Genomic DNA, 25,657 nt, shown 5'->3' with positions numbered 1-25,657 from the left:
ATCCTGCCCATTCACATAGCCCGTCCACAGAGCGAGTTGACCATGGATCCGATCCTGCTCGGCAAAGGCATCACCGACGATGTCCCCGTCACCCTGCAACCGAAACTGGGCAACCGCCATGGCCTGGTGGCCGGGGCGACGGGCACGGGCAAGACCGTGACCCTGATGACCCTGGCCGAAGGCTTTTCGCGCATCGGCGTGCCGGTGTTCCTGGCCGACGTCAAGGGCGATGTCTCCGGCCTGGCCGTGCCCGGCGCCGGCACCGAGGCGCTGCTGCAGCGCGCGAAGGAGATCGGCGTGGCCGATTACGCGCCGGCCGGCAGCCCCACGATCTTCTGGGACCTGTACGGCAAGCTGGGCCACCCGGTGCGCACTACGGTGAGCGAAATGGGCCCGACCCTGCTGGCGCGCATCCTGGAGCTCAACGACACCCAGTCGGGGGTGCTGGACATCGTGTTCAAGCTGGCCGACGACCGTGGCCTGCTGCTGCTCGACCTGGACGACCTGCGTGCCCTGCTCGGCCTGGTGGCCGACGAGCGCAAGGACATCTCCACCGAATATGGGCTGGTCAGCGCGCAGACGGTGGCGGCGATCCAGCGTTCGCTGCTGCGGCTGTCGCAGGACGGCGGTGAATCCTTCTTTGGCGAGCCGGCGCTGGAGCTGGCCGACCTGATGCGGGTCAATCACGACGGCCGCGGCGTGATCGGCATCCTGGCCGCCGACCAGCTGGTGCTCAAGCCGCGCCTGTACTCGACCTTCCTGCTGTGGCTGCTGTCGGAGCTGTTCGAGACGCTGCCGGAGGTGGGTGACCTGGACAAGCCCAAGCTGGTCTTCATCTTCGACGAGGCGCACCTGCTGTTCGACGACGCGCCGGCTGCGCTGGTGCAGCGCATCGAGCAGGTGGTGCGGCTGATCCGCTCCAAGGGCGTGGGCGTGTACTTCTGCTCGCAGTTCCCCGACGACGTGCCAGCCAACATCCTGGGCCAGCTGGGCAACCGCGTGCAGCACGCGCTGCGGGCGTTCACCCCGCGCGACCAGAAGGCGGTGAAAATCGCCGCCGAAACCTTCGTGCCGAACCCGAAGCTGGACGTGGTGGCGGCCCTTTCCCAGCTGGGTACCGGCGAGGCGCTGGTGTCCACGCTGCAGGACAAAGGCATCCCCTCCCCCGTGCAGCAGACCCGGATCGCCCCGCCGCGCTGCCGGATGGGCGCGATCACCGAGGCCGAGCGTGCGCAGGTACGCGCCGGCAGCCCGGTCGGCAGCCGCTACGACACCGCAGTGAACCGCGAATCGGCAGCGGAGCTGCTGGCCCAGCGCGCGGCCAAGGTGGTGGAACAGCCCGACGCGCCCAAGGCGCGTACCCGTGAGCAGGATGAGCAGCAGGAAGGCGGCTTCGGCCAGTCGATCAAGGATGCGATCTTCGGCACCAAGCGCCGCCAGGGCATGATCGAAACGATGGCCAAGCAGACCACCCGCACCATGGGCACCAAGCTGGGCAACCAGATCGTGCGCGGCATCCTGGGCGGCATTTTCGGAGGCAAGCGCTGACCGATGTCGCGTTGGCGTCCCCCTGCGGAAAAGAGCACGGCCCTGATCACCGCACAGGGCCACCAGCGGTTGAAGCGCGAGCTGGACGAGCTGTGGCGCGTGCGCCGGCCGGAGGTGGTCAAGGCGTTGGCCGCGGCTGCGGCGGAAGGCGATCGTTCGGAGAATGCCGAGTACACCTACCGCAAGAAGCAGCTGGGCGAGATTGACCGGCGCGTGCGTTACCTGACCAAACGGCTGGAGTCGCTGCGGGTGGTGGATACCGTGCCGACCGACCCGCAGGCGGTTTTTTTTGGCGCGTGGGTGGAGCTGGAGAACGTGGACAGCGGCGATGTCAGCCGGTACCGCATCGTGGGCCCGGACGAGACCGATGCGGGTGCCGGGTGGATCAGCATCGATTCGCCGTTGGCGCGTGCGTTGTTGAAGAAGCGCGTGGATGACGAGTTCGAGGTGGAACTGCCGAGCGGGCGGACCGGGTTTGCGATCCTGGCGGTGGAGTATCCGGTTGGGTGATGCGAAGGCGGTTACGACGTTGGTTGCAATGCGTTACCGGGCGTTGAACCGTCATGGGCGGTTGTTTGGGAACCAACCCTACCAGTGCATGCAGGGCTGGTAGGGTCGCATCCCGATCGACTGCCGTGGAACATGCCGCGTTCGATGGTGGCATGAACGTCGGCGGAGAGCGCGTTTGACGTTGATTCCAGTGCGCTACCGGACGGTTGAGGGGTACACCCTGCCCGCTCGGGCTGGCCGGAAATACTCGATCCGCTGATAGAACGCGTGGTCCTGATCGGCATGCCAACCGGGGATCCCCATCAACGGCAGTGGCCGCAGCTCCAGCGGATCATTGAGCACGTCGGCACGCGCGATGGCCTGCGCTACCTGCTCCACCACCTGCGCATCATCATCGCCTTGCACCACTACACACTTGCCCACCAGCAATCGCGACGGCAGCAGCGCCTGCTCCATCAACGCATGCCCGAACACGGCGGATATGGCGATGTCGCCGCTGCGCCACCGCGCCGCGCCGTCGACGAACAACGCGTGCCAGTCGTGGCGGCCCCATGCGTGCAGCAACGACGCATCGCGCACCCGCACGATCACGCCGGTTTCGTCGAACTGGGTCAGCGCGGCCTGCGCGCGGGTGCGCTGGCCGGGCGGGTTCCGCTCGATGTCCTGGCACTGGCGGGCATTGAGCGCGGCCTTCACTGCCGGGTAGCGCGCCCACACCAGTGCATTGAACAGGTCATGCCAGTTGCACGGGCGCGTGGCGATCTGCCCGCGTTCAATGCGCTGCTCGTAGTGCAGGCCGTCGGCCAGCAGTTCGTCGTCCTGCTCCACCAGCTGCTTTCCCGATAAAGCGAGCTGCCGGTTCAACGCGGAAAGGGTCGGCCAGTCGGCGGCCACCATCAGGCCCTGGTAATCCGCGAACGCGGCAAACAGCGGATGGGCGAAGCACGCCCGATCCACGTCCGCGCGCGCCGGCGCGATGAAACGCCGGCGGCCGACCGCCCCGGGGGCGGCCGCGTCGGTCACAGCACCTTGAGGTCGAGCAGTTTCTTTGCCGCACTCTCGTCGATCAACGCGTCGCCGTAGAGGTCGTGGTCGTCGCTCTCGGTGATTTCCACGTCCACGAACTGGCCCACGCGCAGCCTGGCTTCATCGGCGTTCTGGATGTGCACCAGGCCGTCGATCTCCGGCGCATCGGCCTTGGAACGGGCCACCGCGATGCCGTCTTCAATCGCATCGACCAGGCACTGCTGCACCGTGCCGATCTTGGCTTCCAGGCGCGCAGCGGAAATGTCGGCCTGGCGGGCCATGAAGCGCGCCAGGCGCTCCTGCTTCACTTCTTCGGGCACCGCGCCGGGCAGGTCGTTGGCGGTGGCGCCGGTGACCGGCGAATACGCGAACGCGCCCACGCGGTCCAGCTGCGCCTCATCCAGGAACGACAGCAGTTCCTCGAACTCGGCTTCGGTCTCGCCGGGGAAGCCGACGATGAAGGTCGAGCGCACGGTGATGTCCGGGCACAGCTGGCGCCAGCGCTGCACGCGTTCCAGGGTCTTGTCGACCGCACCCGGGCGCTTCATCAGCTTGAGGATGCGCGGGCTGGCGTGCTGGAACGGAATGTCCAGGTACGGCAGGATCCGGTTCTCGGCCATCAGCGGGACCACGTCATCCACGTGCGGGTACGGGTACACGTAGTGCATGCGGGTCCAGGCATCGAGCTCGGACAAGCCTTCGCACAGCGACTTCATGCGGGTCTGGTAGGCCTTGTCGCGCCACATGCGCTCGGCGTACTTGACGTCCACGCCGTAGGCCGAGGTGTCCTGCGACACCACCAGCAGTTCCTTCACGCCGCCACGCACCAGCCGCTCGGCTTCACGCAGCACCTCATCGACCGGGCGCGAGACCAGCCTGCCGCGCATCGAGGGGATGATGCAGAAGCTGCAATGGTGGTTGCAGCCTTCGGAAATCTTCAGGTAGGCGTAGTGGCGCGGCGTCAGCTTGATGCCGTAGTCCGGGACCAGGTCCACGAACGGGTCATGCTTGGGCGGCAGCGCGGCGTGCACCGCCTCCATCACGCTGGTGTAGTCCTGCGGGCCGGAGACGGCCAGCACGTCCGGGTAGGCCTTGCGGATCTCTTCCGGGCGCTTGCCCAGGCAGCCGGTGACGATCACCTTGCCGTTGGCGTTCATCGCCTCGCCGATCGCGTCCAGCGACTCGGTCACCGCCGAATCGATGAAGCCGCAGGTGTTGACTACCACCACGTCGGCCGAATCGTAGGAAGGAACGATGTCGTAGCCCTCGGCCCGAAGCTGGGTGAGGATGCGCTCGGAATCGACGAGGGCCTTCGGGCAGCCAAGGCTGACGAAGCCGACTTTGGGGTTCAGCTGGGACATGGATCGCGGGACTCTGGGGGCCTGGGCCCACGCCGGAATGGCGCGGGGACCTGGGGCCGGAAACGGCGGCAAGTATACCGGCGTTGTGGCCCCGGCCCTGAATGCATCGGCGGCTCCGGCAACGCCAACCGCCAATCCCGGCATGCCCGCGACACCCCGCTAACCTGCGGCGCGCCGATAATGAACGCCTGAACCAACAGGAGTCTGGCAATGGGTGAGTGGGTCACGCTTGATACGCATCACGGTCCGGTCCGGGCCTGGCAGGCCACGCCGGAGGGCAAGCCGCGCGGGGGCCTGGTGGTCATCCAGGAGATCTTCGGCACCAACGCGCACATCCGCGAGGTGGCCGAGGGCTTTGCTGCGAAGGGCTACGCGGTGCTGGCCCCCTCCTTCTTCGACCTGGTCGACGAGGCGGATTCCGACCCGGATGCCCTGCCCTATGACCCGGACGGGGTGAAGCAGGGGCTGGAACACGTCAATGCACTGGGCGTGGAGAAGGCGCTGGAAGTGGTGCGCGCGGCGGCCTCACGGCTGGCCCCGGCCGGCAAGGTCGGCACGGTGGGCTACTGCTGGGGTGGCACCATCGCCCTGCTCTCCGCCCTGCGCCTGGGCCTGCCCTCGGTGAGCTACTACGGCGCGCGCAACGTGCAGTTCCTGGATGAGACGCCCAAGGCGCCGGTCATGTTCCACTTCGGCGCGCAGGACAAGAGCATTCCGCCCGAGGCCATCCAGGCCCACCGCGAGAAGCTGCCCAAGATGGCCACCTTCGTCTATCCGGCCGACCACGCCTTTAACCGCAGCGTCGGACATGCGTATGATCCGGACAGCGCCGAGCTGGCGCTGACACGCACCCTGGACTTCTTCTCGGAGCATCTTGGATGAGCGATTTTGAACTGGATTCACGCCTGGCCGCCAACAGTGTGCTGGTGGACCAAGGCCCGTTGTCGCAAGTGCGGCTGATGAACGACGAACGGTTCCCGTGGCTGGTGCTGGTGCCGCGCGTGACCGGCATCACCGAATGGCTGGAGCTCGACGGCAACCAGCAGGACCAGCTGCGTACGGAATTGAACCGATGCTGCCGGGCGCTGAAGGGCACCGACGGGGTCGAGAAGATCAACTTCGCCACGCTGGGCAACATCGTGCCGCAGCTGCACTTCCACGTGGTCGGCCGACATGTGGGCGATCCGGCGTGGCCGGCACCGGTGTGGGGGCATGGCCAGGCCCATCCGTTCGATGCGGCCGTGCTGCAGGAGCGTGTCGCGATGTGGAAGGAACGGCTAGGATATTCGCCCCAGCCCTAAGCGGACCCTGCCCCTGATGCGCTCCAACCTTGTCGCCGCCATCGTCCTGATCCTCGTCGGCCTGTTCCTGCTGGCCAGCAACCTGGGCTGGACCAACATGAACCTGGGTCGCCTGATCCTTACCTGGTGGCCGGTGATCCTGGTGGCAGTGGGGATCGGGTTGTTGTTCGGACGCGGGAAATAACCAAAAAAAAGCGCGGAGCGATCCGCGCTTTTTCATTTGCCCCGCCGCTCAGGTGCGCGGCAGGGTCACGCCGGTCTGGCCTTGGTACTTGCCGCCGCGATCCTTGTACGAGGTCTCGCAGATGTCGTCGCTGTCGGCCTGGAAGAACAGCATCTGGGCCACGCCTTCGTTGGCGTAGATGCGCGCCGGCAGCGGCGTGGTGTTGCTGAACTCCAGGGTTACGTGGCCTTCCCACTCCGGCTCCAGCGGGGTCACGTTGACGATGATCCCGCAGCGCGCGTAGGTGCTCTTGCCCAGGCATACCACCAGGGTGTCGCGCGGAATGCGGAAGTACTCCACGGTGCGCGCCAGCGCGAAGCTGTTGGGCGGGATGATGCACTCGTCGCCCACGATGTCCACGAAGCTGCCCGGGTCGAAGTGCTTGGGGTCGACGATGGTGGAGTTGATGTTGGTGAACACCTTGAACTCGCGCGAGCAGCGCACGTCGTAGCCATAGCTGGAGGTGCCGTAGCTGACGATGCGCTGGCCGTTGGCCTGCTTGACCTGGCCGGCTTCGAACGGCTCGATCATGCCGTGCTGTTCGGACATGCGGCGGATCCAACGGTCACTCTTGATGCTCATGGGGAGTCCTGGGTGCGGGAATGGGCGATTCTAGGCGATCAGAGCAGCGAGGACAGGATCGGAATGCTGGCGCGCGGGCGCTTGGCCACTTCCTCCACCAGCCGCTCGGCGGCGCGCAGGTAAGCCTGCGCGGCCGGCGACTCCGGCGCGGCGGCGGTGATCGGGGTGCCGGCATCGCCCTGCTCGCGGATGCCGATATCCAGCGGCAGCGAGCCCAGCAGGGGCACGCCGTACTGCGTGGCCATGCGTTCGCCGCCGCCATCGCCGAACAGGTGTTCGATGTGGCCGCAGTTGCTGCAGGTGTGCACGGCCATGTTCTCGACGATGCCCAGCACCGGCACCTCGACCTTTTCGAACATCTTCAGCGCTTTCTTCGCATCCAGCGTGGCGATGTCCTGCGGGGTGGTGACGATGACCGCGCCGGCCAGCGGAATCTTCTGGGTCAGGGTCAGCTGGATGTCGCCGGTACCGGGCGGCAGGTCGATCAGCAGGTAGTCCAGGTCATCCCAGAGGGTGTCGTTGAAGAACTGGGTCATGGCCGAGGTCGCCATCGGACCGCGCCAGATCATCGGCGTCTCGTCCTCGATCAGGTAGCCGATCGACATGGTCTCCACGCCGAACGCGCGCAGCGGCTCGATCGACTTGTTGTCCGGGCTTTCCGGGCGGCCGCTCAGGCCCAGCATCATCGGCACGCTGGGGCCGTAGATGTCGGCATCCAACAGCCCGACCCGCGCGCCCAGGCGGGCCAGCGCCACGGCCAGGTTCACCGCCGTGGTGGATTTGCCCACCCCGCCCTTGCCTGACCCGACCGCGATCACGTTGCGGACGCGCGGATGAAGGGTCAAGCCCTTCTGCACCTGGCTGGCATGGGGACGTCGAGACGGGCTGGCACTCACTGCGGGAACTCCGGAAAAGCCGAACGGGACAGCCCGCCACTATACAGGGCGTCCCTGCGCTGCCAGGCCGTTGTCCTGCCCTGTCCTGGGGCTGTCCCGTAAACGATTTTCACGACATTCGCACGTCAGGAACGGATTCCGTGGTGCGGTGCGGCCAAAAAGTGAACCGTGCATCCGTCACGGTACGGAGGGAATGGTTTCATCACAAACCATTATTAAGTCATTACTTTTCAACATGTTGCAACACAGATGAGAACGAAAGCATGGCTTTGCGTATCTTGTCTTTATGACCTCTTGATGAACAGTTGACAGGGCGCGTTAAGCCCGTGTTAACCTCGAATCATCAGCTCGTGAAGCTGGTGAACAGGGGGGCAGCCATTGCCAAGACCTGATCCGAGGGCACACGGAGACGCCTGCTGGTCCATGTCACCGGTGTTTGACGCAATCGATCGTTCCAAGGGGATCCACACATGATGAATCGCAAGTCGCTCAGCCGGAATCCGCTGAGCTTCGCCCTGGCTACCGCGATGGTGTTCGCGGCCGCGCCGGCATTCGCGCAGGACACCACTTCGACCAAGACGGCCGAAGAAGTCGCCGCCGAGAAGGCCAAGGCCACCACGAACTTCGACACCGTGACCGTGACCGGTTCGCGCATTGGCCGCGACACCTTCAACTCGGTGTCGCCGGTGCAGGTCGTGACCCGCCAGGAGTCGGTGCTCGCCGGCTTCAACTCCACCACCGACGTCCTGCAGAGCACGGCGGTGACCACCGGCAGCTCGCAGATCAACAATGCGTACGGCGGCTACGTCACCGACGGCGGCCCCGGTGCCAACACCCTCGGCCTGCGCGGCCTTGGCCCGACCCGCACCCTGATCCTGCTCAATGGCCGCCGCGTGGCGCCGGCCGGTTCGCGTGGCGCGGTCGGCTCGGCCGACCTGAACGTGCTGCCGAACTCGATCGTGGACCGCATCGAAATCCTGAAGGACGGTGCCTCGTCGATCTACGGCTCCGACGCCGTGGCCGGCGTGATCAACATCGTCACCAAGACCAAGGTCGACGGCGTCTCCTTTGAAGGCCAGCACAACGCCACCGACGGTGGCGGCGGTGACCAGCGCCGTTACTCGATCATGTTCGGCACCACCGGCGAGCGCTCGCACTTCTCCGGTTCGTACGAGTACTACACCCGTAACGACCTGAGCCTGCGCGACCGCGACTGGACCCGTTGCGCCACCGACAAGTACCGCGACATCGACGTGGGCGACTACTGGGGCAGCGGCGACTTCATCGACCCGCTGACCGGCAAGTCCAAGTGCTACACCCTCGATGCGGGCGGCGTGACCATCAACACGATCGGCACCAACACCCGCACCGGCGTTGCTGCCCCGGGTGGTGCCGGTACGCGTTTCAACCGCTGGCGTCCGAACGCGGCCGTCACCACCGGCCTGGTCGGTTATGAAGGCGTGGACACCTATACCCGCGATACCTTCGACGACGCGATGCTGAACCAGTCGCTGATCTCGCCGGCCAAGACCCACACCCTGTTCCTGCAGGGCGGCTTCGACACCGGCGTGCTGGGCGACGCCGAGCTGTACTACGAGTTCCTGGGCAACAAGCGCAAGTCGACCCAGACCGGTTACCGCCAGCTGTCGCTGGACTATGCAGTGGGCAGCCCGCTGATCCCGGCCAACCTGCGCGACAGCGTGGCCGGCCCGGCGACCAACCTGACCAACGGCGCCAACATGGGCGTGCGTGCGTTCATCGGCTTCGGCAACGACCAGAACAAGCAGAACGTCGACTACTACCGCTTCAACGCCGGCCTGCGGGGCAACCTGACGGCGGACTGGAAGTACGACTTCAATGTCATGCACTCGGACAATGACGCCGACTACACCTTCCAGAGCTTCCTGACCAGCCGCCTGGCGCAGAGCCTGAACGTGGTCTCCAACGGTGCCGGCGGCTATTCCTGCGTCGACCCGTCGAACGGCTGTATCGCCGCACCGGCGCTGAACTCCAACACCATCGGCGGCAACCTGCCGGCGGACTGGAAGAACTGGGTGTTCGTGCCGGTCACCGGCAACACCATGTACAAGGAAGACACGGTCAACTTCAACGTCAACGGCCCGCTGTTCGACATGCCGCACGGCACGGTCCGCGGCGCGTTCGGTGCCGAATACCGCAAAGCCAAGATCGACGACAGCCCGTCGCAGTACTCCATCGACGGCGACCTGTTCAACCTGACCTCGGCGGCGCCGACCCGCGGCAGCGACTCGGTCACGGAAGTCTACGGCGAACTGGAATTCCCGCTGCTGTCGGGCGTCACCGCTGCCGAAGAGCTGACCCTCAACCTGTCCGGCCGCTACACCGACTACGAGTCGTACGGTTCGGATGAGACCTACAAGATCGGTGGCCTGTGGACCCCGGTGAAGTGGCTGTCGTTCCGCGCGTCCTACGGCACGTCCTACCGCGCCCCGGCGCTGTACGAACAGTTCCTGGGCGGCACCACCGGCTTCCTGGGCAGCACCTCCGATCCCTGCAACGAGTACAGCGACCGCGATCCGTCGTCGATCCGTTACCAGAACTGCGCTGCAGAAGGCCTGCCGGCCGACTACATCGCAACCCAGGGCGTGACCGTGATCACCCAGGGTGGCGCGGAAACCGGCCTGAAGGCGGAAACCTCCACTGCCAAGACCCTCGGCGTGGTGATCCAGCCGGAGTTCGGCAGCGGTTTCGGTGACCTGTCCTTCGCCGCCGACTACTTCGACATCAAGGTCGAGAACGGCGTGCAGGCCGCAGGCGGCGCCGGCATCCTGAACGCATGCTACGGCAGCGCCACCGCCGACTTCCTTGCCGGCAACGGCCTGTGCCGCCTGGTCGACCGCAACCCGCTGAACAACGCACTGACGGTCACCAACGGCTTCATCAACGTCTCCACCGACAAGGTGCGCGGCGTGGACCTGACCCTGCGTTATGTCCGTGACATCGGGCCGGGCGAGTTCCGCACCACCACCCAGTTCACCCACTACATCGAACAGTCCAGCAAGATCTTCCAGGACGATCCGCTGGTGAACTACGCCGGCATGCTGGGCACCCCGGCGAACACCGCCACCTTCGACATGGCCTACAAGTGGAAGGAATGGCAGGTCCGCTACGGCCTGGACTGGATCGACAAGATGGACAGCTACGCGTACTACGAGGAGCGCAACCCGGGCCTGTTCGAGCCGGACACCTCGCCGTACAAGATCTACACCCCGAACTACTTCCTGCAGTCGTTCTCGGTGCAGTACGAAGCGGACAAGTGGTCGGCCACCGTCGGCGTGCGCAACCTGGCGGACAAGGAACCGCCGACCATTTCCCAGGGTGTGTACAGCACCGTCGGCAATGCGTTGCTGTACAGCGGCTTCGACTACTGGGGCCGCCAGTACTTCGCAAACGTCACCTACTCGTTCTGATCCCGCTTCGCGAGCCGCCGCCCTTCGGGGCGGCGGTCTCGTTTCCGGCCCTGGTAAACCGGTGGCCGGCCCGCTCCACGAACAGAGGTCATCAATGAAACGGATTCTTCTGCTGGCCGCCCTGGCCAGTGCTTCCTCGCTCCTGCACGCCAAGCCGGTGGCACCGACCATCGAGCAGATGGCCGCCTTCCCGGCCATTTCCAGCCTGTCCCTCTCGCCCGACGGCAAGCACATCGCCGGCCTGCGCGCCAACGGCGAAGAACGCGTCATCGTGGTCTGGGAAACCAACGCCCTGGACAAGGCGCCCACCGTCATCGGTGCCGGCCGCATGAAGTTCCAGAGCGTGAGCTTCATCAAGAACGGCCTGCTGGCCGTCACCCTGTGGCAGCCTTACGACCTGCGTACCGACCGGGTCAACAAGACCTTCATCAGCAAGTTCTTCATCACCGACATCGAAGGAAAGCAGTGGAAGGAGCCGATCAGCCCGGCCCGTGCCACCAGCCGCAACGAAGAACTGGAGCAGGCCCTGTCCAACTCCACCGTGCTCGATACCCTGCCCAATGACCCGGACCACATCCTGGTGGTGAACGGCTCGGGCAGCAATTCCGGTGACGTGTACAAGGTGAACCTGCGCAGCTTCACCTCCCAGCGCATCCAGAAAACCGAAGAGCGCGTGGCCGGCTATGTCACCGATCTCAACAGCGAACTGCGCGCGCGCCTGCGCCAGGACGTGGATGGCACCGGTGCGTATATCGCCACTGAATTCCGCAACCCCGCTACCGGTTCCTGGGAAGAACACTTCCGCTCGCACGTGAAGGATCGCGACATCAACCAGGTGGTCGGCTTTGCCGATGACCCGAACATCGCCTTCATCCAGAGCAACGTGGGCCGCGACAAGACGGTCATCTACGAATACGACATCGCCGCGCGCAAGCAGAAGGAAGTGCTGTTCGAGCACAAATTCTTCAATGCCGGCACCGTGGTGCTGAACCGCTACAAGAACGTGGACGGCGTGCCGTTCGGCGCACTGCTCGGCGTTGGCTACAGCGGCCCGCGCGAGAACGAGATCGAGTGGACCGATCCGACCTTCAAGGCGCTGGAACAGGGCCTGCGCCAGGCCCTGGGCATCCAGGCAAGCGAGGTCACCCTGGTCGATCCCGGCACCGGCCAGCGCGCCACCACCCAGCTCGACGGTGGCAGGTCGATCCGCCTGCTGGACTACAGCGCCAACCTCAAGACCTTCCTGGTGGTGGTGTCCGGCCCGTCCGACCCGCCCACCTACTACCTGTTCAACAACGGGCAGCTGACCGAGCTGGCCAAGTCCTACCCGCAGATCGACCCGGCCGCGCTGGGCACGACCAAGCTGGTCTATTACAAGGCACGCGACGGGCTGGACATTCCCGCCTTCCTGACCACCCCGAACACCGAACTGTGCGGTGCCGGTCCGTGGAAGGCCGTTGTGCACCCGCACGGCGGCCCGTGGGCGCGCGATGGCATGGACTTCGACGGTTCCATGTGGGTGCCGCTGATGGCGTCGCGCTGCATGGCGGTGCTGCGCCCGCAGTTCCGCGGCTCGGCCGACTGGAGCCGCAAGCTGTGGATGGCCGGCGACGCCGAGTGGGGCCAGAAGATGCAGGACGACAAGGATGATGGCGCCAAGTGGATGATCGACCAGAAGATCGCCCAGCCCGGCCACATCGCCATGTTCGGCTTCTCCTACGGCGGCTATTCGGCATTCGCCGCATCGGTGCGGCCCAACGGGCTGTACAAGTGCGCCATTGCCGGTGCCGGCGTGTCGGACATCAAGAAGATCTGGTCGCGGTTCTACACCAACCCGTTCTTCCGCCAGGCCCAGGCCAAGACGGTGGACGGCCTGAACCCGCTGGACAAGGCCGGCGAGATGAAGATCCCGCTGATGGTCTACCACGGCGACCGCGACCGCACCGTGCCGATCGAACAGTCCGAATGGTTCGTGGCCAAGGCGAAGAATTCCGGCCAGCCGGTGGAGTACCACGAAATCGCCGATTACGCGCATGGCCCGGCGTGGACGCGCGCAATCATGGGCGACCAGCTGCGGCTGATCGATGATTACCTGGGCAAGGGGTGTGGTGGTGGCGGGTTGTAACCGCCGCTGAGGGGCACCCGACCCACGGTCGGGGGCTCCCGATGATTATCGGCCACCTTCGGGTGGCCTCTTTTTATTCGCGAAGAATGGCCTGTGCCGCGTTGTGTCCCGGCGCGCCGGTGACGCCGCCACCCGGATGCGTCCCCGAACCGCACAGGTACAGGCCCGGCAGGGCACCGCGGTAGTCGGCCTGTCCCAGCATCGGCCGGGCGCTGAACAGCTGGTTGAGGCTGAGCGCGCCATGGAAGATGTCGCCGCCGATCAGCCCGAAGGTGCGCTCCAGGTCCAGCGGACTGAGCGCCTGCCGGCCCAGCACCAGTGCGCTGAATCCCGGCGCGTGCTTCTCGACCGTTGCGATCATCAGGTCGGCCACTTCGTCGCGGTGGTCATCCCAGCTGCGCCCGCCGGAAAGCACCGGGGCCACGTGCTGGCAGAACAGGCTGGCCACGTGCTGGCCGGGCGGCGCCAGCGAATCGTCCAGCGTACTCGGGATCAGCATTTCCACGATCGGTTCGCGTGACCAGCCGTGCTGGCGCGCATCGCGGTAGGCGCGGTCCATGTAAGCCAGCGTGGGCGCCATGATGATGCCGGCCGTGAGGTGGTCCCCTGCCCCGGGCAGCACGGAGAACGAGGGCAGGCCGGACAGCGCGACGTTCATGCGGAACGTGCCTGAACCGCAGCGCCAGTTCGCCATGCGCTCGCGGGTGGCCAGTGGCACCTCCCCAGGCGCGAGCAGCTGTTCGTACAACAGCTTGGGATTGACGTTGGCCACCACCCTGCGGGCGCGGATGACATCGCCCTGCAGCGTTTCCACCCCTACCGCGCGCCCCTGCTCGACGACGACCCTGCGCACGCCGCTGTCGGTACGGATGCTCGCCCCGGCGGCGATGGCCGAGCGCGCCATCGCCTGGGTGATGGCGCCCATGCCGCCGATGGCGTGGCCCCAGGCGCCCTTCACTCCGTTGCTCTCGCCAAAGGCGTGGTGCAGCAGCACGTAGGCCGAGCCGGGCGCTTCCGGGCTGGCGTAGTTGCCCACGATGCCGTCGAACCCGAACAGGGCCTTGATCGGCTCGCTCTCGAACCAGCGGTCCAGGTATTCCGAGGCCGAGATGGTGAACAGGTCCAGCAGTTCCTGGCGCAACGCCGGCGCCAGCCCATGCAGCCGCCTGCCGAGCTGGCCGGCCTGCCACAGCGCCGGCAGCTGGGTCAGCCAATGGCCTTCACCCACGTTCGGCGGTGCCTGCAGCGCAAGATCGCGCAGCACATCGGCGAATGCCTCCAGGCGCTGCTCGAAGGCCGGAAGGCGCTCGGCATCACGTGCGGAAAACCGCGCCACCTCCGAACGGGTCAGCCCGGCACCGGCCAACAGGTAATCCCCGTCCAGCGGCAGGAAGTTGTTGATCCGCCGCGGCACCACCCGCAGCCCGTGCTCCGCCAGCGCCAACGCCTGGATGATGCGCGGCTGCAGCAGCGACACCGTGTAGGAAGCCACCGAATTGCGGAAACCGGGATGGAACTCCTCGGTGACCGCCGCCCCGCCCACCACCGGCCGCCGTTCCAGCACCAGCACCCGCTGCCCGGCCCGGGCCAGGTAGGCCGCGCAGACCAGGCCGTTGTGCCCGCCGCCGATGATGACTGCATCCCAGGCACGCGTCGTTGAAGTGTCCATGCTGGCTGTATACATGACCTTCGACACCCTTGCAGGCCGGGCCAGCGGCGTATCGTCTGGCCCACGGCCCCCATCAGGGGGCCTTCCTGAAAGATTCTTCGGCCCGGAGGCCATACTAGTGATCTCTCGTACTCCCAAGATTGTCCTGCTGACCCTGGCCGTTTCGGCCGCGCTGGTCGGCTGCGGCAAGAACGAAACCCCGGCTACGGACAGCGCGGCCTCCACCGCCACCCCGACCGCCGCCGCCCCGGCCGCCACCGAGTTCAAGCTCGACGAAGCGAAGCTGCCGGCCTACAACGCCTTCCACCCGTCCGACCTGGACAAGAGCCTGGACGCCTGCACCGCGTTCGGCGATTACGTGAACAGCAAGTGGCTGGCCGCCAATGAAATCCCGGGCGACCGCACCAGCTGGGGCGCCTTCACCATCCTGGACGAGCGCTCGGTCGCCGTGCAGCACCAGCTGGCCGAACAGGTCGCAGCGGTGAAGAACCCGACCGGCATCGAAAAGATCGTCGGCGACTTCTGGGCCACCGGCATGGACGAAGCCAAGATCAACGCGCAGGGCATCGAGCCGATCAAGGCCGACCTGGCTGCCATCGACGGCCTGCAGGACAAGGACGCCATCGCCAACTACCTGCGCACCACCGCCGCCAAGGGCGAAAACGTGCTGTTCGGGTTCGGTCCGGAAGCGGACTTCAAGAACTCCAGCATGAACATGGCCTACGCCAGCCAGGGTGGCCTGGGCCTGCCGGACACCACGTACTACACCGACGCCAAGAACGCCGACAAGCTCAAGGCCTACCAGGCGCACGTGGCCAAGGTGCTGGAACTGTCCGGCGTGGCCGCTGCCGACGCCGCCAAGCAGGCCGCGGACGTGGTCAAGTTCGAAACCCGCCTGGCCAAGGCCTCCAAGTCCAGCGAGCAGCTCTCGCGCGATGTCTCGCTGTACTACAACCCGGTCACCGTGGCCGACGCCGACAAGCTGACCCCGAACTTCAGCTGGAGCCGGTTCTTCGAAGCGCAGGGCATTGCCGCGCCGGAGAAGTTCTCGCTGGCCATCCCCAGCTTCCACCAGGAAGTCAGCAAGGCGCTGGGCGACACCGACCCGTCGGTGTGGCGTTCGTACCTGCGCTTCCACACCGTGGATTCGGCGTCGCCCTTCCTGGCTGACGCCTTCGCCCAGGAAAACTACGAGTTCTACGGCAAGACCCTCAACGGCCAGAAGGAAATGAAGCCGCGCTGGAAGCGCGTGCTGGGCACCATCGAAAACGATGCCGGTGAAGCCTTCGGCCAGCTGTACGTCAAGGTCGCCTTCTCGCCCGAGTCGAAGGCCAAGATGGAAGAGCTGGTGAAGAACCTGGCCGCCGCGCTCAAGGAACGCATCCAGGGCCTGACCTGGATGAGCGATGAGACCAAGGCCAAGGCGATCGCCAAGTGGGAAACCTTCACCCCGAAGATCGGTTACCCGGACAAGTGGCGCGACTGGAGCGGCCTGAGCACCGGCCGTGACAGCTACTTCGGCAACGTGCGCGCGGCCAACGAATTCAACTACAAGTTCGCGCTGGGCAAGATCGGCAAGCCGGTGGACAAGACCGAGTGGGGCATGACCCCGCAGACGGTCAACGCCTACTACAACCCGCTGCAGAACGAGATCGTGTTCCCGGCCGCCATCCTGCAGCCGCCGTTCTTCGACCCGAAGGCCGACGACGCGCTGAACTACGGCGGCATCGGTGCGGTGATCGGCCACGAAATGACCCACGGCTACGACGACCAGGGCAGCCGCTTCGGGCCGACCGGCAACTTCGAGAACTGGTGGACCGATGCGGACACCAAGAACTTCAGCGGGCTGACCGGCAAGCTGGTGAACCAGTTCGACGGCTACAAGGTCGGCGACCAGGCGGTCAACGGCAAGCTGACCCTGGGCGAGAACATCGCCGACCTGGGCGGCCTGGCCACCGCCTACGACGCCCTGCAGAAGGCCAGCGCCGGCAAGGAAGACCCGAAGGTGGACGGCTTCAGCCGCGACCAGCGCTTCTTCTTCAACTGGGCCACCGTGTGGCGCACCAAGTACACCCCGGAAAACGCCAAGGTCCGCCTGGCCACCGATCCGCACGCCCCGGCTGCGTTCCGTGCCATGGGCGCGCCGTCGAACCTGCCGACCTTCGCGGCCGCGTTCGAGTGCAAGCCGGGTACGCCGATGGTGCGCGCCGGCGACAAGCAGGTGGTGATCTGGTAATCGTTCACGCGGTGGCGTGAAGCAGAGGGGCCCGGGATTTTCCCGGGCCTTTTTGTTTGCCCGGTTGCCGGCCAACGGCCGGGGCTTCCGTCGGCGTCGGTGAATGCCGCGTTTTCATGCGGGCTTGCTATAGTTCCGCGGTCTTCAATCCTCCTGGATTTGTTTCGCATGCCCAACCTTCGTCCGCTTGCCATCGCCCTAGGCCTGGGCCTGGCCACCCTGGTCGTCACCGACGCCTCCGCCGCCCCGAAGAAGAAGGCCGCCAGCCGTGCGCCCGCCGTGAGCGCGCAGTGCAGCGACTTCCATGACGCCACCAATGCCGGCTGGCTGAAGGCCAACCCGGTGCCGCAGACCGGTGCCACCACCGCCATTGGCCAGCTCGCCGAGCGTACCCGCGTGCAGCAGCGCGAGCTGCTGGATGGCGCGATGAAGGCACCGCAGGGCAACGTGCAGAAGCTGCTGGGCGACTTCTGGGCCAGCGGCCTGGATGAAGCGGCCGTGGAAGCCGACGGCTCGGCCCCGATCGCGCCGCTGCTGACCCGCATCAACGCCATCAAGAAGGCCAAGGATGTGCCGGCCTCGATTGCCGCGCTGCACCAGGTCGGCATCCCGGTGGCCTTCAACTTCGCCCCGGACGTGGACCTGAAGGCGCTGGATCGCCACATCGGCTACTTCATGCAGGGCGGCATGGGCCTGCCCGACCCGGCCTTCTACACCCGCACCGACGCCGATACCGTGGCGCTGATGGGCCGTTACCGTGCGTACGTGAAGCAGATCCTGGCCCTGACCGGCACCCCGGCCGACAAGCTGGAGGCCGAATCGCAGGCGGTGATCGCGCTGGAAACCGAGCTGGCGCGCAATGCGCAGTCGCTGGCCGGCATCAACAACCCGTTCAACAACTACGCGCCGATTTCCACCAAGGAACTCAACAGCCGCTTCCGCAACCTGCAGCTGGATGCGTTCCTGAAGGCGCAGGGCGTCAACGACGACCTGGTCTCGTTGTCCGACCCGGAGCTGTTCAAGGCGCTCGACGGCATGGTCACCCGGATCAAGCCGGACCAGTGGAAGGCCTATCTGCGCTGGCGCGTGGGCGATGCCATGGCCCCCTACCTGTCCAAGGCCTACCGCGATGCGGAGTTTGAATTCCGCGGCCGCGTGATCCGTGGCGAAACCATCGCCCCGGCCCGCTGGGAGCAGGTGCTGGATGCGATGAACGTGGCCGCCGGCCCGATGGTCGGCCGTGAATATGCCGCACGTTACCTGTCGGCCGACGATCGCCGCCAGGCCGCCGTGATCGTCGACAAGATCCGCGAAACCCAGATCGAGGCGGTCAAGGCCAGCGGCTGGCTGAGCCCGGAAGCCAAGACCGAAGCACAGGCCAAGCTGGCCGCGCTGAAGATCGAGATCGGCACGCCGCTGCGCGACCTCGATTACAGCGTGCAGCCGATGGGCCGAGGCAGCTTCGGCGGCAACATGCTGATCGCCTCCACCTGGCGCCATCGCGAAGAAATGAAGCGCATCGGCAAAGGCAACGCCGACCGCCGCTGGGATGTGTTGCCGCAGCAGCCGGCACTGGCCTACGACATCGCGCAGAACCGCCTGATCGTCACCGCCGCCGTGCTGCAGGGCCCGGTGTTCAATGCCAAGGCCGACAACGCCGACAAGTACGGCAGCTTCGGCGCGCTGGTTGCCCACGAACTGAACCGTGCGATCGATGCCAAGGGTGCCCTGGTCGATTCCAAGGGCGAACTGCGCAGCTGGTGGACCCCGGCCGACAAGACCGCCTGGAACCTGCTGGGCAACCGTGTGGCTGCGCAGTACAGCAGCCTGGACTTCCCCGGCGTGAAGGGGGCCAAGGTCAATGGCGAACTGACCCGCGAAGAGAACCTGGCCGATCTGGCCGGCGTGGAACTGGCATGGGCGGCCTACCAGTCGGCCGAACCTGCCGCCAAGCCGGCCGCGCAGCAGGGCTTCTTCCGCGCCTGGGCCAGCCTGTGGCCGCAGCAGCTCTCGCCGGGCGAAGCCGCGCAGCGGCTGACCGCGGACACGCTGGCCCCGGGCAAGTGGCGCACCAACGTGCCGCTGTCCAACCTGCCCGCCTTCGGTGCCACCTTCAGCTGCAAGCCGGGACAGCCGATGCAGCGCGTGGACAGCGACCAGATCAAGATCTGGCGCTGAGCGAAACGTTGAGGGATTGAATGAGGGCGCCCCCAAGGGCGCCCTTTTTCATGCACGTTGAGCCACGCCCTGCCTGGCTGCACTTCGCCGGGCACTGCAAAGCCACGCAGGGCGTGGCTCTACGCGTCGGGCTGCAGCCAGCCCCGGTAATTCACGATCAACCCCACCCCGGGTGCGGCGATCTCCACGTTGAACACGAACCGGCCGTCCACTTCGGTTTCGAACGTGGTGCCCCTGGGCAGCAGCGCCTTCGGCAGCGGCACGCCCAGGAAGGACCAGCGGCGAGGCACCAACATCAAACGATCGCCTTCCACCACCAGCGCCAACGCGACCTCGATCACCCCGAAGCGCTCCACCAGCAGCGCATCGTTGCGCCCTGCCCCGCGCCGTTGCCACGAGGTGAACCTGCGCCCGCCAAAATCCCGCGTCCAGCGCTCGATGCCCTGCTCCGGCATGAAGGTCACGGTGACCGGTACATCGGCGCCCGCTTTCGGAAAACCGATCACCGCCGCCACCAGGCGTGACACCAACCCGGTGCCACGACGCACCTGCGCCGTACCGCTCCAGCGGTGCTGCCCGGACGTGTCGTGCAGCGCCTGCACCTGCGCAGGCAGCGCATCGTAGGCACTGGCCAGCACCTGCCGGTACAGGCTGGCGCCGGCATCGTCGCTGCGGAAACCGGTGTGGATCGCGCGCCCCTCGAACAGCGCGTGGTAGTCGGTAAGTTCCAGCGCCCGGGTCGCGGGCCGCGCACCGGGCAACGGCCGCTCACCCGCCAGCAGCTTGCGGATCACCGCTTCGATCGCCATGGACGGAATGTAAGGGCCGTCATCGCCTTCGGCGAGCAGGTGCCAGCTCAGCGTGGTGGGCGCCCCGTCGCGCATGCCCTGCGCACGCACGTACATCCCACCGCGGTGCTCGCCAAACTTCATCAGGTTCAACACGCGGTAGAACAATGGCGAGAGCGGCTCCAGCGACGGCAGGGTAAAGCGCGCACGCGCCCTGGCCAGCAGGTTGAGCACGCGGTGCAGTACCTCCGGCACCGGGCCGGCGCCCATCCAGATGTCGGTCAGGGTCGGATGTTCGGGCGGAATCACCTGCAGGTCGGGCACGTCCACCAGCGAGAAGTGCAGGTTGCGCAGCGGCAGCCGGCCCGGCACCGCAATGGTGAACCGCCTGCTTTCTGCAAGGCCGCGCCCATGACCAGGTTGGCCATCGCGCTGCAGCTTCACCGGCGCCCCGGCATAGCCCACCACCGCGCGCATCACGTTCAGACCGATGCCCGCATACGGTGATGGTGCGATACCCCCCTCAACGGATACCAGGTCCATGCGCTGCGCCATCTCGCGCAGCACCGCTGCGGTCAGGACGGGGAAGCTGCTGACCCCGGACAGCACGAAAACACCGGCCGCCCTCGCCTGCGCATCGAACCGGGCCACGCCGAACACGAAATCGGCCGCGTCGGCAAAGTCGAGGTAATCGATGCCTGCTGCGATGCATGCCTCGATCACGTTATAGCGGTGTTCGCCATAGTCCTGGAAGGGTCCGGAGGCATCCACCACCAGTGCGGGCTGTTCGGCCCCAAGCACGGCTTCAATGCGCTGCCGCTCCACCACCACCGGGTGCACGCGCGGCGCACCGGCGTAGCTGGCACAGAACGCCTGGGCAGCGTCCAGGTTGCGGCCGCAGATCAACAGCTCGGTGTCCGGCAGGTCCGACAACAACCGGGCCAGTCGTCCACCGAAGACGCCATACCCGCCCAGAATCAGGATCTTCATGCGTGCGCCCTCCCTGGCCAATGCTGTTCTACCGGATCACTTCACGCTGCGCAGGTGGTTGGGCCGCTTCGGGCCACCCGGCGGGCGCCGGTTGAAGGGCGGCTGCCCCCGCCAGTAGCGGATCAGCAGCCAGCCGAACAACATGCCGCCCAGGTGGGCGAAGTGGGCCACGCCCGGTTGCCAACCGGTGGCGCCGAGCACCAGTTCCATCACGCCGAACACGATGACGAAGGTGCGCGCCTTCATCGGAATGGGCGGGAACAGCAGCATCACGCGCTGGTTGGGGAACAGCATGCCGTAGGCCAGCAACAGGCCGAATACGCCGCCGGATGCGCCCAGCACGGTGGCCGGGTCGGCGATCATGGCGCCCACGGCCAGCTGGCACAGGCCGGCACCGGCCACGCACACCAGGTAGTAGGTCAGGAAGCGCTTCTCGCCCCAGGTCTGCTCCAGCGGCGCACCGAACATGAAGAGCGCCAGCATGTTGAAGAACAGGTGCCCGAAGCTGCCATGCAGGAACCCATAGGTGAGCAGCTGCCACGGCTGGAAATTGCCACCCGGCGAGAACGGGTCGAAGCCACCGCGCAGCGGTTGCAGCATGAACGGCTCGAACGTGCCGTTGCCGAGCAGGAACGGCTGCTGCAGCAGGAACAGCACGATGTTGGCGATCAACAGTGCCTTGGTGACGGTGGGCAGTCGCGGGAACATGGAGGCATCCTTTGGAACCGCGCCCATCATAACGGGCTAGCCCGGTCCCCACACCGCCGCGTCCAGGTCATCGCCGCTGCCACGCGGCATGTGCTTGACCCGACCGCGCTCCATCACCACCCCTTCGGCGCGCAGCCGCTGGTTCTGCTCGCGCCAGCCGCGCGAGCCTTCCGGCATCGCGATACGCCCGTCCGAGCGCAGCACCCGGTGCCAAGGCAGGTCCGGATCGTCGTTCATGCCCAGCACCCGTGCGGTCAGTCGTGCCCGGCCCGGCAGCCCGGCCTTGGCGGCCACGTGGCCGTAGCCCATCACCTGCCCGCGCGGAATGGCCCGGATCACCGCCAGGATGCGCTCGCGCGCCTGCGCGGCAGCGTCCACCGCGTCGTCGGCCGGCGACGCGGATTTCTTCAGGCGCGCACGCGGCTGACCAGCAGCACGCCGACCAGCACCAGCGCCGTCCCCAGGATCTGCCAGGGGCCCATGGGTTCGTCGAGCAGCCATAGACTCATCACGATGGTGGATACCGGCCCGAGCATACCCACCTGCGCGGCCAGCGACGAGCCGATCCGCTTCACCGCCAGCATGATCGCCAGCACCGGCAGCACCGTGCAGACCGTCGCGTTGACCAGCGACAGCCAGTACACCGGCACCGGCTGCTGGAACAGCACCGGCAGCGGGTGCAGGACCGCGAAGTGCAGCACGCACAACACGCAGGCCACGCAGCTGGCATAGGCGGTGAGCCGGATCGCGCCGATCCGCGCCACCACCTGGCCGCTGCCGAACAGGTACAGCGCGTAGCTGAGCGCGCTGGCAAACACCAGCGCACTGCCCAGCACGATGCGCCCGCCTTCCAGCTGCAGGTCGTGGCCGAAGGCCAGCAGCACGCCGAGATAGCTGAGTACCAGCGCGGCCACCTGCCAGCGCCCGGGCTTCTTTTTCAGCAGCACCAGGCTGATCAGCAGCACCAAGGTGGGATTGAGGTACAGGATCAGCCGTTCAAGGGTCACGCTGATGTACTGCAGTCCCTGGAAGTCGAGCAGGCTGGAAAGGTAGTAGCCGGTGAAGCCCAGCCACACCACCCGGCCCCGGTCGGCCCAGGACAAGGCGGTGGCGCGGCGGGCCGACCACACTGCAAGCAATGCGAACAACGGGAACGCCATCAGCATGCGCAATGCCAGCAGCGTGGTGGCGTCCACGCCGTGGCGATAGGCCAGTTTGACGATCACGGCCTTGCCGGAGGCGGCTACCGCACCGACGGCGGCGAGCAGGATGCCGGAGGTGGCAAGGCGTGGGGAGGAGGTGGGAAGCGCGTGCGACATCCCACGCATTGTCGCATCAGTGGATGTCTACCGAACAACGGTCGGCAGCTACCCAGGCGGTGTTGATACGCCTCAGCGCATCAACACCACCTCTTCCGACGATGTCGGATGGATGGCGACGGTGTCGTCGAGCTGGGCCTTGGTGACGCCCATTTTCACCGCGACCGCGAAACCCTGCAGGATCTCGTCGGCCGATTCGCCGAGCAGGTGTACGCCTACCACCCGCTCCTCTTCGCCCACGCAGACCAGTTTGAACAGGCTGCGCTGGGTGCCGTCGGCCAGCGCCTGCAGCATCGGTCGAAAATTGGTGCGGTAGATGCGCACGTCACCGTGACGGGCGCGCGCCTCTTCTTCGCTCAAGCCCACCGCGCCCAGTGCCGGGTGCGAAAACACCACGCTGGCGATGTTCTGATAATCCATCTTCGCCTGCGGCTGTCCGCCGAACAGGCGGTCCATCAGCTTGCGGGCGGCGGCGATGGCCACCGGGGTCAGGCCCACCTTGCCCGCGATATCGCCCACCGCGTGCACGCTGGGCACCGCCGTGGTCTGCCAGTCGTCAACCTCGACCTCGCCCTTGTCACCGACCACGATGCCCAGTGCCTCCAGTCCCAACCCGGCACTGTTGCCACGTCGACCGGTCGCGAAGAACACCTGGTCGAAGCGCGGTTCGGCCGGGCCGTCGTGGCCGTAGGCAATGAGATCATCGCCCTCGCGCCGCAGTTCGCGCAGCCGGTAATTGAAGTGCAGCTGCACGCCCTGATGGCGCAGGTTCTCGGCCAACTGTGCGGTCAGCTCGGCGTCGAAGCGCTCCAGCAGGCGTTCGCCGCGCACCAGCAACGTCACGCGGCTGCCCAGTGCCTGCAGCAGGCCGGCCAGTTCCACGGCGATGTAACCGCCACCGACGATCGCCACGCGCCCGGGGGCGCCGCACAGGTTGAAAAAGTCGTCGGACACCGAGCCCAGTTCGGCGCCGGGAATGTCCGGGCGCTGCGGGTGGGCACCGGTGGCGAGCAGCACGTGTTCCCCGCTGATGCGGATGCCATCGCTGCATTCCACCGTATGCGCATCCAGCAGCCTGCCCTTGCGCGGCACACGCACCACGTTGCTGTCGTTCAGGCGCTTGAGGTAACTGGCATGGATGTTGGCGATGTAGGCCTGGCGATGCACCACCAGTTCCTTCCAGTCCAGCGCCGGTCGCGCCGGTACAGCGAAGCCCATCGCCGCAGCGAGGCCGATCCGCCCGGAAAGGTCGGCCGCCAGCCACATCGCCTTCTTCGGCACGCAGCCCACGTTGACGCAGGTACCGCCCAGTTCACCGGGTTCCAGCATCGCCACCCGCTTGCCGTGCTGCGCTGCGCGGAAGGCGGCGGCCAGGCCACCGGAGCCACCGCCCAGCACGATCAGATCGTAGTCGTAATGCGTTGTCATGGGCGCCAGCATGCCACGCCACGTCGCGATTCAAACGTGACGACGCGGCCTGAATCGTTTCATCGGCGCAACGCTGGCCAACGCCCGTAGGTCATCGCGCGCCAGATCCACTCCAGCGGCCCGAACCGGAAATGGCGCAGCCACGCATGGCTGAGCAGCACCTGCAATGCGAACAGCGCCACCGCGAACGGAACCTGCCAGGCACGCGGCATTGTTTCAAACGCACCCAGCCCGTAGCCGTAGAACAGCCAGGTGCAGACCAGTGACTGCAGGATGTATTGGGTCAGCGCCATCCGCCCCATCGGCGCCAGCACGCGCAGGCGGTCCCGCCAGTGCACGATCCAGGCCAGGTAGCCCAGGCACATCAACAGGCTGGCCACCGACGACAGCGCATACGCCGCGCCGGTGGTGGGGGTGAACGTGCCGGGCGCCAGGTACGGCACCCAGCTCGCGCTGATGATCATCAACAGCAGTCCAACCGGCAGCGCGCCGCGCCGCAACCATCGGTAGAGGCGCTCAAACCGCGCCGGGTCGGCCAGCGCGCCACTGCGTGCGAACCAGCTGCCGAGCAGGAACATGCCCAGCACTTCCGGGCCGATGATCAGCGCCCCGGACAGGGCCGTGCCCAGATCGCTGGCCCGCTGCGCCACCGCCTGGCCGAAGCTGCCATGGCCATACGCCTGGCGCTGCAGTTCGACGGTCTGCTGGCCCTGCGCCATGGCCGAGCCGAGGGCGCCGCCATCGCCTTCGACCTGTCCGACCAGGCCCAGCATCGCGCCCAGCAGCAGCATCATCGCCGCCGCACACAGGTAGGTGGCCACGCCCATCGCCGGCAGCCAGCGTTGCGGCGCTTCGCGCGTGGCCAGCAGCGGCAACGACACCAGCGCGTAGATCACCAGGATGTCGCCGGACCACACCAGCAACGCATGGCACAGGCCGATCAACAGCAGCCCGCCGCTGCGGCGCAGGTAGAAGGTCGTGAAGTCGCGGCGCGCCGCTTCGGCACGTTGCGCCATGATCGCAAAGCCGGCGCCGAACAGCAGCGAGAACAGGGTGAAGAACTTGCCCTGCACCAGCACGTAGACGGCGGCATCAACCCAGTAGTCCAGCCCCTGCCAGTGCGGGTCGATGCCGGTGAAGGCCAGGTCCAGCGGACCGCTCAGCGCTTCCATGTTCATCAACAGGATGCCCAGCAGCGCGACCCCGCGCAGGATGTCGATGACTTCGATGCGGTCGCCGGCAGCCACCGGCTGCAGCGTGGGGGAAACAGGCTTCACGGGCGACTCGCTTGGCAGGGCGGACAGTATGCCGCCGCAGCAC

At 66.6% G+C, this 25,657-nt stretch carries 20 protein-coding genes; 9 read left to right on the top strand and 11 right to left on the bottom strand.

What is annotated here, in order from left to right; translation table 11 throughout:
- The first annotated feature begins 42 nt into the window (after nt 1–42).
- Together KVS69_RS04280 and greB are read left to right on the top strand one after the other, a co-directional pair.
- The gene (locus KVS69_RS04280; protein WP_184126511.1) at nt 43–1,548 is read left to right on the top strand and encodes a helicase HerA-like domain-containing protein; all 1,506 of its coding nucleotides are present in this window, start codon (nt 43–45) and stop codon (nt 1,546–1,548) included.
- Nucleotides 1,549–1,551: 3 nt separating this feature from the next.
- Nucleotides 1,552–2,058 (top strand): transcription elongation factor GreB, encoded by a 507-nt coding sequence (gene greB / locus KVS69_RS04275; RefSeq protein WP_217537187.1) that lies wholly within the window; start codon nt 1,552–1,554, stop codon nt 2,056–2,058.
- A 195-nt stretch (nt 2,059–2,253) separates the two neighbouring features.
- On the opposite strand, the gene KVS69_RS04270 is transcribed toward greB, so the two are convergent.
- Together KVS69_RS04270 and rimO are read right to left on the bottom strand one after the other, a co-directional pair.
- Nucleotides 2,254–3,081, bottom strand: a complete 828-nt coding sequence (locus KVS69_RS04270) for a DUF3025 domain-containing protein (protein WP_217537184.1) — start codon at nt 3,079–3,081, stop codon at nt 2,254–2,256.
- A complete protein-coding gene (rimO, locus tag KVS69_RS04265) occupies nt 3,078–4,445 on the bottom strand; it encodes a 30S ribosomal protein S12 methylthiotransferase RimO (protein WP_217537181.1) in 1,368 nt (455 codons plus the stop codon). The genes KVS69_RS04270 and rimO overlap by 4 nt, the downstream gene beginning before the upstream one ends.
- A gap of 210 nt (nt 4,446–4,655) precedes the next feature.
- On the opposite strand from rimO, the gene KVS69_RS04260 reads away from it, so the two are divergent.
- From KVS69_RS04260 to KVS69_RS04250, 3 genes are read left to right on the top strand one after another with little or no spacing between them, the layout of a single operon-like run.
- Entirely contained in the window at nt 4,656–5,327 is a 672-nt protein-coding gene (locus KVS69_RS04260) for a dienelactone hydrolase family protein (RefSeq protein ID WP_217537178.1), read from the top strand.
- Nucleotides 5,324–5,746, top strand: coding sequence for an HIT family protein (locus KVS69_RS04255; protein WP_068853482.1), 423 nt, complete (start codon nt 5,324–5,326; stop codon nt 5,744–5,746). The genes KVS69_RS04260 and KVS69_RS04255 overlap by 4 nt, the downstream gene beginning before the upstream one ends.
- Nucleotides 5,747–5,762: 16 nt before the next feature.
- Nucleotides 5,763–5,930, top strand: a complete 168-nt coding sequence (locus KVS69_RS04250; RefSeq protein ID WP_093533394.1) for a DUF5668 domain-containing protein — start codon at nt 5,763–5,765, stop codon at nt 5,928–5,930.
- Between the two features lie 48 nt (nt 5,931–5,978).
- Here the strand turns inward: KVS69_RS04250 and dcd are convergent, their stop codons facing one another.
- Both dcd and apbC read right to left on the bottom strand, forming a co-directional pair.
- Complete coding sequence (dcd, locus tag KVS69_RS04245; protein ID WP_068853484.1) at nt 5,979–6,551, bottom strand: dCTP deaminase; 573 nt, start codon at nt 6,549–6,551, stop codon at nt 5,979–5,981.
- A 38-nt stretch (nt 6,552–6,589) separates the two neighbouring features.
- Entirely contained in the window at nt 6,590–7,408 is an 819-nt protein-coding gene (gene apbC / locus KVS69_RS04240) for an iron-sulfur cluster carrier protein ApbC (protein WP_184126669.1), read from the bottom strand.
- Nucleotides 7,409–7,917: 509 nt separating this feature from the next.
- Between apbC and KVS69_RS04235 the strand changes: the two genes are divergently transcribed.
- Nucleotides 7,918–10,896 (top strand): TonB-dependent receptor, encoded by a 2,979-nt coding sequence (locus KVS69_RS04235; protein ID WP_217537175.1) that lies wholly within the window; start codon nt 7,918–7,920, stop codon nt 10,894–10,896.
- A gap of 94 nt (nt 10,897–10,990) precedes the next feature.
- The gene (locus KVS69_RS04230) at nt 10,991–13,021 is read left to right on the top strand and encodes a prolyl oligopeptidase family serine peptidase (RefSeq protein ID WP_217537172.1); all 2,031 of its coding nucleotides are present in this window, start codon (nt 10,991–10,993) and stop codon (nt 13,019–13,021) included.
- Nucleotides 13,022–13,094: 73 nt separating this feature from the next.
- Here the strand turns inward: KVS69_RS04230 and KVS69_RS04225 are convergent, their stop codons facing one another.
- Nucleotides 13,095–14,690 carry an NAD(P)/FAD-dependent oxidoreductase gene (locus tag KVS69_RS04225; RefSeq protein ID WP_093533398.1) on the bottom strand — a complete coding sequence of 532 codons (1,596 nt, stop codon included), beginning with the start codon at nt 14,688–14,690 and terminating at the stop codon, nt 13,095–13,097.
- Nucleotides 14,691–14,811: 121 nt separating this feature from the next.
- Between KVS69_RS04225 and KVS69_RS04220 the strand changes: the two genes are divergently transcribed.
- Both KVS69_RS04220 and KVS69_RS04215 read left to right on the top strand, forming a co-directional pair.
- On the top strand, nt 14,812–16,926 hold the full coding sequence (locus KVS69_RS04220; RefSeq protein WP_176472633.1) for a M13-type metalloendopeptidase: 2,115 nt from the start codon (nt 14,812–14,814) through the stop codon (nt 16,924–16,926).
- Nucleotides 16,927–17,094: 168 nt separating this feature from the next.
- Nucleotides 17,095–19,104 carry a M13 family metallopeptidase gene (locus KVS69_RS04215; RefSeq protein WP_068853496.1) on the top strand — a complete coding sequence of 670 codons (2,010 nt, stop codon included), beginning with the start codon at nt 17,095–17,097 and terminating at the stop codon, nt 19,102–19,104.
- A gap of 119 nt (nt 19,105–19,223) precedes the next feature.
- Here the strand turns inward: KVS69_RS04215 and KVS69_RS04210 are convergent, their stop codons facing one another.
- The 6 genes from KVS69_RS04210 to KVS69_RS04185 form a co-directional block, all read right to left on the bottom strand.
- Nucleotides 19,224–20,882 (bottom strand): SDR family oxidoreductase, encoded by a 1,659-nt coding sequence (locus KVS69_RS04210; protein WP_217537170.1) that lies wholly within the window; start codon nt 20,880–20,882, stop codon nt 19,224–19,226.
- 36 nt (nt 20,883–20,918) lie between these two features.
- Nucleotides 20,919–21,590 (bottom strand): rhomboid family intramembrane serine protease, encoded by a 672-nt coding sequence (locus tag KVS69_RS04205; RefSeq protein WP_068853500.1) that lies wholly within the window; start codon nt 21,588–21,590, stop codon nt 20,919–20,921.
- A gap of 36 nt (nt 21,591–21,626) precedes the next feature.
- Nucleotides 21,627–22,001 carry an MGMT family protein gene (locus tag KVS69_RS04200; protein WP_254622026.1) on the bottom strand — a complete coding sequence of 125 codons (375 nt, stop codon included), beginning with the start codon at nt 21,999–22,001 and terminating at the stop codon, nt 21,627–21,629.
- On the bottom strand, nt 21,998–22,918 hold the full coding sequence (locus tag KVS69_RS04195; protein ID WP_068853502.1) for a DMT family transporter: 921 nt from the start codon (nt 22,916–22,918) through the stop codon (nt 21,998–22,000). Before KVS69_RS04195 ends, KVS69_RS04200 begins: the two co-directional genes overlap by 4 nt.
- 63 nt (nt 22,919–22,981) lie before the next feature.
- Entirely contained in the window at nt 22,982–24,337 is a 1,356-nt protein-coding gene (gorA, locus tag KVS69_RS04190) for a glutathione-disulfide reductase (RefSeq protein WP_217537165.1), read from the bottom strand.
- 59 nt (nt 24,338–24,396) lie between these two features.
- Nucleotides 24,397–25,614: a DUF418 domain-containing protein gene (locus KVS69_RS04185; RefSeq protein ID WP_345776790.1), complete on the bottom strand. Its 1,218-nt coding sequence runs from the start codon at nt 25,612–25,614 to the stop codon at nt 24,397–24,399.
- Nucleotides 25,615–25,657: the final 43 nt, after the last annotated feature.

Origin of the sequence: Stenotrophomonas sp. GbtcB23, from assembly GCF_019091045.1 — a bacterium.
GTDB lineage: Bacteria > Pseudomonadota > Gammaproteobacteria > Xanthomonadales > Xanthomonadaceae > Stenotrophomonas > Stenotrophomonas rhizophila_A.
The sequence above is the reverse complement of the archived record's forward strand: the minus strand, read 5'-3'. Positions and strand labels throughout refer to the sequence as shown.

What these genes read in the sequence shown, in the direction of transcription:
- KVS69_RS04205 (WP_068853500.1), bottom strand. Translation starts at nt 21,590, where the DNA reads ATGTTCCCGCGACTGCCCACCGTCACCAAGGCACTGTTGATCGCCAAC.
- KVS69_RS04230 (WP_217537172.1), top strand. Translation starts at nt 10,991, where the DNA reads ATGAAACGGATTCTTCTGCTGGCCGCCCTGGCCAGTGCTTCCTCGCTC.
- rimO (WP_217537181.1), bottom strand. Translation starts at nt 4,445, where the DNA reads ATGTCCCAGCTGAACCCCAAAGTCGGCTTCGTCAGCCTTGGCTGCCCG.
- KVS69_RS04195 (WP_068853502.1), bottom strand. Translation starts at nt 22,918, where the DNA reads ATGCGTGGGATGTCGCACGCGCTTCCCACCTCCTCCCCACGCCTTGCC.
- KVS69_RS04235 (WP_217537175.1), top strand. Translation starts at nt 7,918, where the DNA reads ATGATGAATCGCAAGTCGCTCAGCCGGAATCCGCTGAGCTTCGCCCTG.
- KVS69_RS04225 (WP_093533398.1), bottom strand. Translation starts at nt 14,690, where the DNA reads ATGGACACTTCAACGACGCGTGCCTGGGATGCAGTCATCATCGGCGGC.
- KVS69_RS04280 (WP_184126511.1), top strand. Translation starts at nt 43, where the DNA reads ATGGATCCGATCCTGCTCGGCAAAGGCATCACCGACGATGTCCCCGTC.
- KVS69_RS04250 (WP_093533394.1), top strand. Translation starts at nt 5,763, where the DNA reads ATGCGCTCCAACCTTGTCGCCGCCATCGTCCTGATCCTCGTCGGCCTG.
- KVS69_RS04260 (WP_217537178.1), top strand. Translation starts at nt 4,656, where the DNA reads ATGGGTGAGTGGGTCACGCTTGATACGCATCACGGTCCGGTCCGGGCC.
- greB (WP_217537187.1), top strand. Translation starts at nt 1,552, where the DNA reads ATGTCGCGTTGGCGTCCCCCTGCGGAAAAGAGCACGGCCCTGATCACC.
- KVS69_RS04210 (WP_217537170.1), bottom strand. Translation starts at nt 20,882, where the DNA reads ATGAAGATCCTGATTCTGGGCGGGTATGGCGTCTTCGGTGGACGACTG.
- gorA (WP_217537165.1), bottom strand. Translation starts at nt 24,337, where the DNA reads ATGACAACGCATTACGACTACGATCTGATCGTGCTGGGCGGTGGCTCC.
- dcd (WP_068853484.1), bottom strand. Translation starts at nt 6,551, where the DNA reads ATGAGCATCAAGAGTGACCGTTGGATCCGCCGCATGTCCGAACAGCAC.
- KVS69_RS04255 (WP_068853482.1), top strand. Translation starts at nt 5,324, where the DNA reads ATGAGCGATTTTGAACTGGATTCACGCCTGGCCGCCAACAGTGTGCTG.
- KVS69_RS04215 (WP_068853496.1), top strand. Translation starts at nt 17,095, where the DNA reads ATGCCCAACCTTCGTCCGCTTGCCATCGCCCTAGGCCTGGGCCTGGCC.